This window comes from Streptomyces sp. NPDC096193 (assembly GCF_040302905.1).
Taxonomy (GTDB): Bacteria; Actinomycetota; Actinomycetes; order Streptomycetales; family Streptomycetaceae; genus Streptomyces.
Map to the genome: position 1 here is coordinate 1 of NZ_JBEOSJ010000055.1, position 12,364 is coordinate 12,364.

Annotated in this window: 11 protein-coding genes and 1 pseudogene; 5 read left to right on the forward strand and 7 right to left on the reverse strand. The window is 65.1% G+C overall.

Annotated features, from left to right (window positions below; translation table 11 throughout):
* Nucleotides 1-231: 231 nt before the first annotated feature.
* Nucleotides 232-1,344 (reverse strand): hypothetical protein, encoded by a 1,113-nt coding sequence (locus ABTX78_RS35745; protein ID WP_352210923.1) that lies wholly within the window; start codon nt 1,342-1,344, stop codon nt 232-234.
* A 19-nt stretch (nt 1,345-1,363) separates the two neighbouring features.
* Nucleotides 1,364-1,648: a DUF8825 domain-containing protein gene (locus tag ABTX78_RS36235; protein ID WP_502994066.1), complete on the reverse strand. Its 285-nt coding sequence runs from the start codon at nt 1,646-1,648 to the stop codon at nt 1,364-1,366.
* A gap of 92 nt (nt 1,649-1,740) precedes the next feature.
* Between ABTX78_RS36235 and ABTX78_RS35750 the strand changes: the two genes are divergently transcribed.
* Together ABTX78_RS35750 and ABTX78_RS35755 are read left to right on the forward strand one after the other, a co-directional pair.
* Nucleotides 1,741-2,124 (forward strand): STAS domain-containing protein, encoded by a 384-nt coding sequence (locus tag ABTX78_RS35750; protein ID WP_352210924.1) that lies wholly within the window; start codon nt 1,741-1,743, stop codon nt 2,122-2,124.
* 401 nt (nt 2,125-2,525) lie between these two features.
* Entirely contained in the window at nt 2,526-3,047 is a 522-nt protein-coding gene (locus ABTX78_RS35755; protein WP_352210925.1) for a pyridoxamine 5'-phosphate oxidase family protein, read from the forward strand.
* A gap of 923 nt (nt 3,048-3,970) precedes the next feature.
* Here ABTX78_RS35755 and ABTX78_RS35760 read toward each other — a convergent pair.
* On the reverse strand, nt 3,971-4,711 hold the full coding sequence (locus tag ABTX78_RS35760; protein ID WP_352210926.1) for a hypothetical protein: 741 nt from the start codon (nt 4,709-4,711) through the stop codon (nt 3,971-3,973).
* Between the two features lie 121 nt (nt 4,712-4,832).
* Between ABTX78_RS35760 and ABTX78_RS35765 the strand changes: the two genes are divergently transcribed.
* Nucleotides 4,833-5,555, forward strand: a complete 723-nt coding sequence (locus ABTX78_RS35765) for an AlbA family DNA-binding domain-containing protein (RefSeq protein WP_352210927.1) — start codon at nt 4,833-4,835, stop codon at nt 5,553-5,555.
* A 446-nt stretch (nt 5,556-6,001) separates the two neighbouring features.
* Here ABTX78_RS35765 and ABTX78_RS35770 read toward each other — a convergent pair whose 3' ends face one another.
* The 3 genes from ABTX78_RS35770 to ABTX78_RS35780 all read right to left on the reverse strand — a co-directional run bounded on the left by ABTX78_RS35770 (nt 6,002) and on the right by ABTX78_RS35780 (nt 9,753).
* Nucleotides 6,002-7,903 (reverse strand): serine hydrolase, encoded by a 1,902-nt coding sequence (locus ABTX78_RS35770; protein WP_352210928.1) that lies wholly within the window; start codon nt 7,901-7,903, stop codon nt 6,002-6,004.
* A gap of 832 nt (nt 7,904-8,735) precedes the next feature.
* The gene (locus ABTX78_RS35775; RefSeq protein WP_352210929.1) at nt 8,736-8,894 is read right to left on the reverse strand and encodes an SDR family oxidoreductase; all 159 of its coding nucleotides are present in this window, start codon (nt 8,892-8,894) and stop codon (nt 8,736-8,738) included.
* 205 nt (nt 8,895-9,099) lie between these two features.
* On the reverse strand, nt 9,100-9,753 hold the full coding sequence (locus ABTX78_RS35780) for a TetR/AcrR family transcriptional regulator (protein ID WP_352210930.1): 654 nt from the start codon (nt 9,751-9,753) through the stop codon (nt 9,100-9,102).
* Nucleotides 9,754-10,016: 263 nt separating this feature from the next.
* Between ABTX78_RS35780 and ABTX78_RS35785 the strand changes: the two genes are divergently transcribed.
* Both ABTX78_RS35785 and ABTX78_RS35790 read left to right on the forward strand, forming a co-directional pair.
* The gene (locus tag ABTX78_RS35785) at nt 10,017-11,249 is read left to right on the forward strand and encodes an epoxide hydrolase family protein (RefSeq protein WP_352210931.1); all 1,233 of its coding nucleotides are present in this window, start codon (nt 10,017-10,019) and stop codon (nt 11,247-11,249) included.
* A gap of 183 nt (nt 11,250-11,432) precedes the next feature.
* Entirely contained in the window at nt 11,433-12,173 is a 741-nt protein-coding gene (locus tag ABTX78_RS35790) for an SDR family NAD(P)-dependent oxidoreductase (protein ID WP_352210932.1), read from the forward strand.
* Between the two features lie 110 nt (nt 12,174-12,283).
* Here the strand turns inward: ABTX78_RS35790 and ABTX78_RS35795 are convergent.
* A pseudogene (locus ABTX78_RS35795) lies at nt 12,284-12,364 on the reverse strand (IS5/IS1182 family transposase); the annotation flags it as partial.

The following is a 12,364-nucleotide window of genomic DNA, read 5'->3' on the forward strand; positions in this document are numbered from 1 at the left end:
CTCGGCCAGGGCTTCGAGGCGGATCCGGATGTCGTCGACGTTGTCGAGGTGTTCCTGCCTGTGTGGACCGTCCACCCGGTTCAGGCGGAACGGTGTACCGCCGACCCGCCAGGCGGAGCCCGGCATTCCGGCCGCACGCCGCCCGGGTCCCCGCCGCCCCCGACGCTAAACAACCCCGCACGATCGATCAGCAAAAGCTTCGGACCCGAGCGCTGTAGCCCAGGCCGCCGGCTAGTCGCCCTCGTCGTCCTGCACCATGTGGCGACGTTCCTGTTCGCGCTTGGAGAACGCGGCTGCCCGGATCGCCTCGTCACTCTCCAAACCCGATCCCAGCGCCCCGCCCACCGTGGCGACCGAAGCGACGAACCACGACAACGTCCAGTAATCCGTCGCGTGCAGCGGGGTCCGCGTCATGGAAGCGAACACTTGATCGTTGAGGATGAATAGCGCCCACAGCAAGTTGACGACCATCAAGCCCACGTAGCAGACGATCACCCCGATAGCGACGGTCAGGACTGTCGAGGCGTTGTAGAGGGCCGTCCTCTTCCTCTCCTCCGGCGACGTGTCTGTTGACCGGTACCACAGCTGCGCGTCGATGATCAGCCAGCCGATCATGAGCGCCACAGACCCGACCATGGCGATCACCAGGCGCGGCGCGCTCAGGGCCTGGGCCAGGCTCCAGACGGTGGAGTTCACGGTGGCGATGGCCCCCGTGGTGAGCGCGGCCGCCAGGGCCTTCTTCAGACCGGGCACCAGTCGCCACGGACGGTTGGCGCGGACCATACCGGCAAGCACCGTCAGGTAACCGCGCGGCCCGCTGACGACGTAGCGCAGATCCGCGGCCTCCTCCTCACTGACCGGATCTGGCTGGATCGGCGTGAGCCGCCCGGCAGAAGACCCCAGGGGCGACTGGTCTTCCTTCGCCGCAGTGGCCTGTGGATCCGCCAAGCCGAGCACGGCTTCTTCCACAGCCCGCCGGGCCCTTCTCTGCAGCCGAAAGCCCCCCAGAGAAGGAAGGGACAGCAGCGCCAGGCCGTGCTCGTGACTCAGATCCACGACGATCTTGCGTCCGTGCGAGTGCAGCGGAAGATCGGTGAGGGCCACGACGATGTCCCAGTCCTCCGCACTTCCGCGATCCATGATCCGGCGCATCACGGTGGGCAGGTCCTCGGTTCCCGCGGTGAAAGGCTCGCTGACCACCTCGACGTCGAACCGCCGGCCCCGGACTGACCTGTCGGCGAGCCGAGCAGGAAGTACCCGGGCCACGCGCCGCGCGATCTCCGTCGGCACATCAGGATCCGCCAGGAGAGCCACGACGGTTACGCCCTGCGCCGACCGGGGCATGTCTGGACCCTTCTCTCGGTCACCCCCCACGATCGCAAGTGCCCACAAGACGCGCGCGGTAACAACGCGGCTGTGGGACACGCTGCCCCGCCAGCCGGTGCAGGCGGTCGCCCGCGCCCGCTTCTTGGCCCCGGTCCCAGTGTGAGTGGCAGTCCACGACGGCAGCCGCGGTGCGCAGTTCCTCCCATAGCCGGTCGTATTCCGCGGGGTCGGCGGCTTCCCATCCGTCCGTCGCTGGCCGCCCGGGGCGCTGCCGTCCCCGCTCGTCTTCTCCTCCCACCTGGGGTGCGCTTCTCGGGACCACGGAAGACGGGCCTGGAGGGCGTGGAGCTGGGCGTGCAGGGTTGACATGGCGCGCCGGGCGTCGAGGAGGTCTTGGGGGAATCCCGCCACTGTTTGCGTACGGTCGCCCGCACCGGTTCGATGGGGCGCATGACAGATGAAGGTGTTGTCCGACAGCCGGCCGGGGGTCCGCTCGGCGGGCAGTACGCGGCCGGTGAAGCGTGGGTCGTCGCCGCGCAGGGCGAGGTCGACCTTCAGAACATGGCGCCGCTTGCCGATGCTCTCACCGAGGCTGCCGGCCATCATGCGGTCCTGGTCCTGGACACCTCCGCCGTGACGTTCGCCGACTCTTCTTTCCTCAACCTGCTGCTGCGCATTCACCGGCTCACGGACCTGCGGATTGCGGCACCAGCTGCGGGTGTGAGACGGCTTCTGGACCTCACCGGCGCCGAACATGTCCTGAACCTTTTCGGCACCGTGGCGGATGCCACCGCTTGAGGGTATGTCGTCTCAATCGAACTGCAGACTTAGGGTTTGATGACGACACTCTGACCTGCAGTGCTGCGGAGACTGAGAAGATGATCAATCGGAGTATGGCCTGTGGACTTACCGACTCGTAAGGCTGTTACCTGCAAGGCTGCAGAGAGTGAGACGAGCCTGCAGATCTATTGAGACATCCCTAAGTGAGGCGTGGGTGTCATGGTTTTGTGAGTCCGGAAAATGCGGCGTGCGTGCTTTGGCACGGGGAGTTCACTGAGGTGCGTCGGCGAAGCGCCGCGGTGGGTCTGGGCGCGTTCCACTTCGTCGGCCAGACCGATGACTCAGATGCGCGGAGCAACCTCTCCGCTGCTTCATCAATGACGACAGAGGGTGTCGGGTTTACGGCCGACGATGGACGTATGCGCGAAACCCCAGAAGAACTCGACAAGCTCCAGTCCCTCCTCGACTCCTCCCTCTCCGGCTCGACCGCACACCTCCGCTCGATCGTCGAGGGCCGCACCATCACGGCGGCGCAGCTCACCGGGGTCCTCACTGGCATGTGCACGCTCGCCCTCTCCACGGTGACCGCAAAGAGCGAACCGCGAATCAGCGGCGCCGACGGGCACTTCCTGCACGGCCGGTGGCACTTCGGAACGGCGCGCAACGCCGCCAAGGCCCGTCATCTCGCGGCCCGTCCGGCCTCCAGCGTCGCGCACCTGCGCGGCGAGGACCTCGGCGTGTTCACCCACGGCACGGTGGAGGAGCTGAACCCCGAGGACGCCGAGACCACGGCCGACTGGCAGGAACTCCTTGCCTACTTGAAGGACTTCTACGGCGACGACGACGCCTTCGACTGGAACCGCGAGGCCGTCTACTACCGGCTGAACCCGCACTGGATGACCGTCTACGCCCCCGACCTCGACAAGCTCACCGGCACGTGACGCCGGGCCCGTCGACGAGGGCCAGCACCTGCGCGTACGTGGGTGCGGGGCCGGTCGACGGCGCGCCGTCGCGTACCGCCAGCGCCGTGGCGACGGCCTCGCCCAGCGCCCGCCGGTACAGCAGCGACCCGAGGCTGCCCCGCCCCGACCGGGTCGGTGACAGCTGGGCCGACGCGTAGTTCGGAGAACACCACCTGCTCGCCGAAGCCCGCCGGCACCTCTCCTACGTTCTGCGCGGCCAGCCCCACCAGCCGGGCCTGCCCCGCCGTACGAGCGGGCTCGCCTCCATCGCCCTGGCCTGGCCGCTAGGGTCCACGCGGTGCGCCGTGCGGAGCGACTGGGCTCTCGTAACCGGCCGCGCACCGTCGCCGTGCCCGCCGCCCCGAGGTTGCGCCCGCGGCCGTTCCCCTCTGGCCGGAAGAACGGCCGCCTCCTGGAGTTGGAGCCGGAGACCGGCGTCAACACGCTGGAGCAGACCCGCCGGACCTTCGGGGCCGCCGTGAAGCTGGCCGCCATGCTCCAGGACGGCAAGCGGGGCCGCGCTCTCGCCCACGGCCCCCGACCGCAACCCGCCCCGGTGACGGCCCCGCAGCCGCACACCCAGCAGCCCGGCATCCACCCCGCGCCGGTCGGACCGCAGGAGAAGTCACGTGAACACCCCGGAGGAACGTCCCAACCCCGACGAAGCCCTCGCCCGCGCTCACGCTCGCAAGCAGCGGCGACGGCTTCAGGAAGCTGGCCCGGGGAGTTGGCTGCTGACCGGATGGCCGATCCGGACGCCCGGGTTGCACGGATCGGTCACACAGCCCGTCACCGGTCACGGGCGCGGACATGTGACCGGTCACGTGTGCCGGGCAAGCCCAACCGATCCTGGGCAAGCTCACCGTGCGGCAGGCTTGCCCAGCCCAGAGCTCGGACAGGGCTCAGCTGGTGTACCGCGGCGCGGGCAGTTCCAGACCGTCCTGCCGGGAGATCCAGTACGTCCTTCGTCGTGCGGGCCGCCGTTCGTAGGCCAGCGCGCGCAGCCCGCTGCCGTCGGTGAGATGGTCGGGCACGACGATCCAGGCGCCGTCTCGGCTTTCGTGAGGCTGCACCGGGCTGCCGGTCAGGTCCAGGGACCACGTGTCGGTGACGCCGTTGTCGCGGCCGTCGTGCACCGTGATGGTGCCCTGCACACGGTGGGGGAGGGGTCGGCCGTCCTGCTGAGCCCGGTAATTCTCCGCGAGCTCCTTGATAGTGAAGTCCCTGTACAGCAGGACCCGGTGCTCTCCGTCCTCGTCCGCCAGGAGGACGGACCGGGCGGGGCGGGTCCGGCCGTCGTGGTCGTCGACCTTGTCCTCCCCGCCAAAGGTCACCTCCAAGTGACCGCTGTGGAAGTGCCTCACAATGACCTCGGCTTGCAGGACGATTCGTTCGTGCTCCTTCTCCGGAAAGTGCCAGATATATCCGTGCGGCCACGGGCTTACGGGCATCCCCATGTGGCTCCACGCAAGCGGCGGCCAACACGGGTCCTCCAACTGCACGACAACATCCGGGGCTTGGCTGTCCAGGCGCGCCCGCGCGCTGTCCAAGGCGACGGCGGCCTGGATGTCGATGCCCTTGCGGGTGAGGATGGCCTGCCAGGCGATAACCCAGAGCGCGGCAGATGTGGCAATGGCGGACACGGCCGTCCAGAAGGTCTCAGACATGATCCGCACATTGTCGGCTCTCCGCTGGCCGCCGTACACGGGATGCCTCGATCAATTCCTGTGACAGGTAAGACCGGTTCGGGCAGGATTGGGCGTCATGGTCGCTCTTCGCTCGCGTCGGCTCGAAGGCATCTTCGGTGCCCGACTGGACGCGGTTTCGCACACCCAGGTCGCCGCTTTGGTCACGAACGCCGTGACCGAGTCTTACGACCTCGACTTCAAGGAGGAGGTCTACGGCCGCTCCGACAAGTCCAAGCGGGACCTCGCGGGCGATGTGGCGGCGTTGGCGAACACCTCCGGCGGAGTCCTGGTTCTTGGCGTCGCAGAGGACAATCAGGCACGGGCCATGGCGGCCCCGGAGGTTGTTCTGGACAACGCCGAACAGGACCGGATCCGGCAGATCGTCTCCGAGCTGGTCCACCCGACGCCGGTCATCGACGTGATTCAGGTGGAGAGTCCGAAGAGGCCCGGGCACGGTTTCCTGCTCATCGCTGTGCCCCGCAGCCCGATGGCCCCGCACGCGGTCAAGGTCGACATCGGGCTGCGCTACCCCCGGCGCTACGGGACCACGACCACGTATCTGTCGGAGGCGCAAGTCGCCTCCGCGTACCGGGATCGCTTTGCCGGGTTCCAGGACCGTTTCGCGGACCTGGCGCGGCTGGAAGCGCAGCTGATCGACCGGCTGGACGTCTCCGACCGACCAGACCTTCGTCATAGTGACGCTCGCACCCGACCTGGTTGGCGACTTCGTCCTCAACAACAACACCTTGATGACCCACGGGTCCGCACCGACTCCGGTGGCGGGACCATGCGCTCCTGAACTGGCCCACCTAGCATGGACGGTGGCTGCCTACTGGATCGGCATGGTCATCACCGACGCCATCCATCAGGCGGTGCTGAAGTGCCCGCTGCGGCCTGAGCCCCGGCTGACCGGGCTCACCCGCCGGTGGGAGCCCAGACGCCCGCGGCTGCTCTCACCGCCGCCCAGTTGCGATGCCCTCCCGCCGCAGCATCCTCCGCCTGCCCATCATTGGCCCCGGACCGACGTGATTCCCAGCGCGTTCGAAAGACTGGTAGCCCTGCCGAATCCTGGCTGGCCGGCAAGCAAGGGCAAGTCCCGACGATCATCCTCATGCCGGAGTTGTGAGACTCTGCGCCGACTGACGTGACAGCCGGGCCACCAACTGCCTGCCCGCAGAAATCCCTACCCCCAACAAGCGGACAGTGTCCGTCAGCAGGCTGACGGACACTCATGCAAGATCGAGGCTAATAGGTGTCCACTTGGTCATGGATTTCCCACATAAGGTTTTCGAGTGCTACGGCAGTGTCCTTGTCCTTTGGTTCCTTGTCGTCAGGCTCACGATATCGAGTATTCATCACGGCGGCCCAGCAGAATCCGTCGCTGGTCCGTGCCAGCATGGAAGTGGTTCCCGGTAGGGTTCCGTTGTGCCACCACGTTGAGCCGTTCACATGCCAACCGTTGGCGTAATTGCCTGGTTTTGGTGGTGTGGAGTCGTCGTAGAGTCCGGACGGTTCGGTCATGTACGAAATCCAGTCAGCAGGCAATAGATCGGTCTTCTTGGGAAGTTGATCCACCCGTAGAGCGAAATCGATCAGGTCCACGGGCGTGGCCAGCCAGCCTCCATGTGCGTCCATGCGGCGCACCGGCATTCCGTACGGGTCTTCTCCGTTCTGGTCGTAGTAGAAAACTTCATTGGGAAGCCGGTCCGCGTTAGTGTTCCCCGCTATATCCATATCGCCTATGCCGCATGGTGCCAGTATCTTCTCTTTCACATAGTTCGCATATGATTTTCCTGTCACTTTTTCGATGATTCGCCCGAGTATGCAGTATCCAAAGTTCGAATAGAGGTACTTCGTGCCAGGGAGGTAGTCCAGAGGCCGGTTGGCCAGCACCCATTCGATGAGCTTGCGCTGATCCAGATGGGGATTTGTGAACATTGGGTCGTTGCTGTCATTGCGCCAGCCGCCAGCTGAGTGCTCCAAAAGATTGCGCACGATGATTTTCTCGATCCTCGGGTCCGCGGGGGTGCCCATTTCCTCCAGGATTCCCTTCCCGCCGAAAACCAGGGTTTGAGGTGCTAGGCGTCCCTCCGCGCACAGCTTCATTATGGCGACTGCGGTGATGGGCTTTGAGACGCTGGCAATCCGGAAGAGGCTCGAAGTGCTCACCGCCATCGCGTGGGCTTTGTCTGCCCAGCCGAAGCCCCCCGCATATACGAGCTTCTCATCCTTGGATAGCGCCAAAGACAAGCCCGGTACATCATGGTATTTTCTGAATTTGGCTACGAGTGTCGGGATGACAGTGCCGGCCTCACGCTTTTCCCAGATCGGGCAGAAGCGCTGAACGGCATTTGTCCCGCTACCCAGGGCGAACCCGCCCAACGACACCAGCCGGAATCCACTCGCCTTCTTCTGGCTGACTTCTATCTTGAGGGAACTGGCATCCATTCCATAGCGTGCCGTCCACGAGCGTCCGTCCGAGTAGGGCCAAACCGACGTGTACACCGGAGTTTCTTCGTGGGAAGGTCCGATTCGAACGGTAAATCCGATGTTTCGGGCGGCGCGATAGTGCACATGGTCCCGTCCATCGAACAGCCCCTGATAGCTTGTGCCGAATTGTGGCTGGATCCAGTCCCAGTAGGCTTCGAATCCCGGCCAGCCTTCCCATACGGCCGCGCAGAGTGTTTTCGCATCCGGGCCCGTGAATCCACAGAGATCTACAAGGGTGTATCCCTCCAGTCGCATGGCTTTGACGTACTGGTACAGGTTGGCGTAGTCAATATTGTGGCGCACCGAAACCAAGGGAAGGGATCTTTCTCTTTCCCATATCGCCGCAAAGAATGCCTTACCGCCGACGTTGTAGCCATTGAGTCGAACGGGAAGATAGTGTTCTTCCTTCAGGCTATCGTACTTCGCTTGAAATCCTTCGAACGGTATCCTGTAATCGCTTACTTGATTAAGCGTTGGAAGATGTGACTGCTCCCAGATAGCGGCGTATCGTGCTTTGTTGCCAACCTCGTAGCCGCAAAGGTCCGCGAGCCGATAGTGTCGGTGATTGACGTACAGGCCCCAGGCGTCTCGGTACTCCGCCTCGGTGAGATCCCAGTGGATGCCAGGTTCGGGGTAATCGCTAGGAGTCCAACCCATGGCCTACACCTTCGTTCGAGGCGCGGAGCGTTAGTCACCCATGGCATGGGGACCAGAGGTCCAGCCGAGAGGGGCGGACTTGTCCGCTCAACTCCATGTTTCCCTCGACAGCATCTCTTGGCAGCTACAAATACATACTGCATGACACGAAGGTAAGAGACACACCCGTCCGGCGTTCGAAGTCTTCCTGCGCAGACCGGTGTTGCAGAGTATGGACGCCGCGACAGGAGTATTCTAGAGGTGGTGTGCTCCATGCTGTCTGGCGCTGGTCCGAGAGGCACGTGAGGTTTGGACGCCATGAGGTATACGGAGCTGGCTGCCCAACTCCGTGCCCATTCTGTCTGCGTCTGATCGTGCTGCGCGGCGAGCTTAGCGCGCCCTGGACAAAGTAGAGCGTCCTACCGCGCTCAATTCCCGGACGCGAGTAGGGAACTGGAGACATGGCGAGTCGTGTTGCGGGAAGCGGCGCTCTTCTGTGGCGTCGGGCTCCCCTTAAGCCGTCCAGACCTCTGGGGAGCGGTGGTAGGTGAATCAGGACGATAAGGGTGTGCCGGTTCTGGCCGCGTGCGCACCAGAGGGTATGCCGCGGACGGCCCAGTGAGCAGCGGAATCGTCGCCTCATTCGCCTTCCCTGGCTGTCCGACGAGGTCAACGCGCGGGCAGGCGCTCAGGGCAGCAGCCCACAGGGATCGGGTCCTGGTCGCTGGTGCTGGGGTGGTGGCCGCGATTGTGATGCGACAGCGCGAGACCCCGGGCCCACGTTCCGGGGTGTCGCTGTGCATGGATGCGTCCGGCCGGCTTCAACGCTCGGCCGAGCTGCCGGGGCGAGTGCTTACACCTGGGCCTGGCCTCCGTCGACGAACCAGCCGGCGCCGTTGACGAAGCTCGAGGCGTCGGAGACGAGGAAAGTCGTCACGGCGGCGACCTCGTCCCGGTCGCCGACCCTGCCGAGCGGGACCTCTTGGGCGAACGCGTCGAGGTCCGGGCCCACGGCGCCGATCAGGCCCAGGGTCCTTGGGGCCCGGGGCTCAGCACGCTCACCCGGAAGATATGCATCGCTGAGTCGCCGGAATCCTGTCCGACAGCCGGGAGGCCGGCCTTCCGCTCCCGCCCCCCTACGAACGAAATGATCAACAAGTAACGACGCCAACCGCCGTCAACACCGATGCACGAGCTGGTGGGTCCTTCTTCGGAGGTCAGCCGGTTATCGGGCTACCCGCTAGCTCGGCCTGTTGCCAGCTGCTTTGGGGGGCGGCCGGGGGGCCTGGCAGTGCGGGGGTGTCAGCTTGCATTCCGTCGAAGACGAGGCGTAGGTAACGGCGCCACAGCTGCGGTTGGGTCGGCAACAAGGGGGACGCGGTCTGGAAGATTCCGCTCATGAGGAGCATGACGTCTTGCCCGGTGATGTCCTGACGGATGGCGCCGTGTGCGCGGGCGCGGTCCGTCAGGGTGGCGGTGACTACGGTGAGCGCCGCGAGGCCGTTGCGTACGTCAGGGTGGTCACGGGCTTCCCCGTGCGCTACCTGACAAAAGGCGCGATCCCTGACCTGGAGCTCAATGGCGGCGGCCATGAACTCCAGCAGCGCGTCGGCTGGAGCGGCGGTGCGCGCAAGCCTCTCGCCGATCGTGACGAGAAGGGTCTGGTTCGCGGAGACGACTGCCGCCAGGAGATCTTCTTTCGTACTGAAGTGCCGGAAGACAGTCCCTTTGCCGATCCCGGCCCGCTCGGCGATCTCCGAGATCGACACCTCAACGCCTTGCTCGGCGAATGCTGCGGCTGCCGCTTCCAACAGGAGCTTCCTGCTTCGTACCGCATCACTACGCATCGGCTTCGTCACCGAGTGTGTCATTGCGCCTCCTTCTCAGGACTGCATCTGGCCCCGCAGGACCCAAGGGGTGATCGCCGGTGCGACCGCCGGCGACGCCCGCGCACCCCGCGCCACGCCCGACCCGCTTCGATTCTACCTGAAAGCTGACCGTAGGGTCCGCTTGTGAGGCGGCTAACATGACCACCTGGTCCGGATGGCTGTATGGTCGAACATGACCGGGTGGTCCGCTTGGGATCGCCGAGTGTCGCAACGGTTTCACCACCCTCGCAAGAAAGCAGTGGACCATGACTGACAGCAGCGCGGACACTTCCCCGGAGCCGTTCACGATCGATGTGGCGCAGGACGTACTGGACGACCTCAAGGCGCGGTTGCGGGCCACCCGCTTCGCGGAGGACCTCGACAACGAGGACGAGTACTACGGCCTGAGTACGGCATACGTGAAGCCGCTGGTCGAGTACTGGGCGGACGGGTTCGACTGGCGTGCGGCGGAGAAGCGACTGAACTCCTACGACCAGTACAAGGTGGAGATCGACGGGACCCCCGTCCACTTCATCCGCAAGGCCGGCAAGGGCCCGAACCCGACTCCGCTGCTGGTCCTGCACGGCTGGCCGTGGCCCGGGGAGTTCAGCTACCCCGTCATCGACCCACTGACCGATCCCGCCGCCCACGGGGGCGACCCGGCCGACGCGTTCGACGTCATCGTGCCGACACTCCCCGGCTTCACCTGGTCCACTCCGGTCGGCGGCGACCTGAACTACTGGAAGATCGCCGACATCCTCAACACCCTGATGACCGATGTTCTCGGCTACCGCACGTACGGGTCCGTGGGGAGCGACTACGGCGCCCTGGTCAACAGCGCGCTGGGCCACAAGTACGGCGAGTACATCATCGGCCTGCACTACGGCCACGATCTTCCCCCGGGGATGTTCCAGCACGACCGCTTCTGGGACCTCACCGGCGGAGCGCCGATCCCCGACGACGCCTCACCTGAGCTGCGCGCGGACATCATGAAGATGCACTCCACCTACGCCTCCCACGTCGCGGTCCACATGCTCGACGGTCAGACCCTCACCCACGGCCTCAACGACTCCCCGGTTGCCCTTCTCGCCTGGCTGCTGCAGCGGTGGAAGAAGTGGAGCGACAAGAACGGCGACTTCGACGAGGCGTTCTCCCGCGACTTCATCCTCACCCAGGCGACCGCGTTCTGGGTCACGCAGTCGATCGGTTCCTCCATCCGCATGTACCGCAACGCGGTCCGGTACCCGTGGTTGCCGGTGCACGACCGGCAGCCGACCGTAGAGCCTCCGGCGGGCTTCACCTTCCTGCTCGGCGACGTCTACCCGCCCGGCGTGCGCACTACCGAGGAGCGCATCGCGGCTTTCGAGCACGGGCCCACTCGCGGCTTTTTCAACCCCGTCTTCGTCAACGCCCACCACAAGGGCGGCCACTTCGTCCACTACGAGAACCCCGAAGCCCTCGTCAGCGACGTTCGGCAGACTTTCCGTCAGCTGCGGTAAGAGCCTGCGCAAACGCCATGGCCGGCACCAGTCTCAGCCTGTTGCGATCGGCGCCAGGCGGTACAGATGCAGCGTTTCGACCATGGCACGGAGGTCCAGTGCCTCGCGGGCCGCGGATCAACCGCCCGATCGGCGGCCCGAACAAATCACGTAATGATTGAGAAATTAAGTAGGAGCAAGTGAATGTCTGACATAACCGGGGAAGCCCGCAAGACGGCTCTCGTATTCGGTGGCTCCCGGGGTATCGGTGCAGCCGCGGTCACTCGCCTGGTAGCCGATGGCTATGACGTCGCCTTCACCTACGCTTCCCGGGCCGACAAGGCAAAGGAGCTCGTCGACTCCCTGGAGCGGGACGGCGGCCGGGCCCTGGCTATCCAGGCGGACAGCGCTGACGCGGAAGCTGTGCGAGGTGCAGTGGAACAGGCCGTGAGCCGCTTCGGCGCCATCAGTGCCGTTGTGGTCAATGCCGGAATCTTCCGGATGGGCACCGTCGACACGGTTACCCTCGAAGAGCTCGACGCATTGCTTGCCATCAACGTGCGAGCGGTTTTCCTTTCGATCCAGGCGACGCTGCCGCATGTGCTGGACGGTGCGCGAATCATTACCATCGGCAGTAACGCCGCAATCAGCACGCGCACGCCGGGTACCAGCGTCTACCAGATGACCAAGGCAGCTTTGGTGGGCCTGGTCAGGGGCGCCGCGCTCGACCTGGCACCCCGCCGGATCACGGTCAACAACATCCAGCCCGGCCCGACGAAGACAGACATCAACGCTGATTTCGTCGATATGCTGGCTGAGTCCAGCCCCCTCAAGCGTGTCGGAGCTCCGGAAGAGATTGCCGCTCTCATCTCATACCTGGCCGGCGAGGAGTCGCGTTACGTGACGGGGGCCAGCATCACCATCGACGGCGGAACCACGCTGTAATCCTGCCGGGCCCGTCGCCAAGCACTGGTCAGGCCGTCGCAGCGCGCAACTGGTCCTGCTTCAAAGCGGGCGGGGGCGTAAACCACAGGGCGGGCATCAGTGAACCTCTTTCATCCTGAATACGTGCAGGTCATGAGGGTGTGGATGGCCTGGACGATGGTGCCGATGCGACGAGTGGAGCATCTGGCCCG

Coding starts and splice junctions, on each gene's coding strand:
- ABTX78_RS35745 (WP_352210923.1), bottom strand. CDS start 1,344: ATGCCCCGGTCGGCGCAGGGCGTAACCGTCGTGGCTCTCCTGGCGGAT.
- ABTX78_RS35755 (WP_352210925.1), top strand. CDS start 2,526: ATGCGCGAAACCCCAGAAGAACTCGACAAGCTCCAGTCCCTCCTCGAC.
- ABTX78_RS35765 (WP_352210927.1), top strand. CDS start 4,833: ATGGTCGCTCTTCGCTCGCGTCGGCTCGAAGGCATCTTCGGTGCCCGA.
- ABTX78_RS35770 (WP_352210928.1), bottom strand. CDS start 7,903: ATGGGTTGGACTCCTAGCGATTACCCCGAACCTGGCATCCACTGGGAT.
- ABTX78_RS35780 (WP_352210930.1), bottom strand. CDS start 9,753: ATGACACACTCGGTGACGAAGCCGATGCGTAGTGATGCGGTACGAAGC.
- ABTX78_RS35785 (WP_352210931.1), top strand. CDS start 10,017: ATGACTGACAGCAGCGCGGACACTTCCCCGGAGCCGTTCACGATCGAT.
- ABTX78_RS35790 (WP_352210932.1), top strand. CDS start 11,433: ATGTCTGACATAACCGGGGAAGCCCGCAAGACGGCTCTCGTATTCGGT.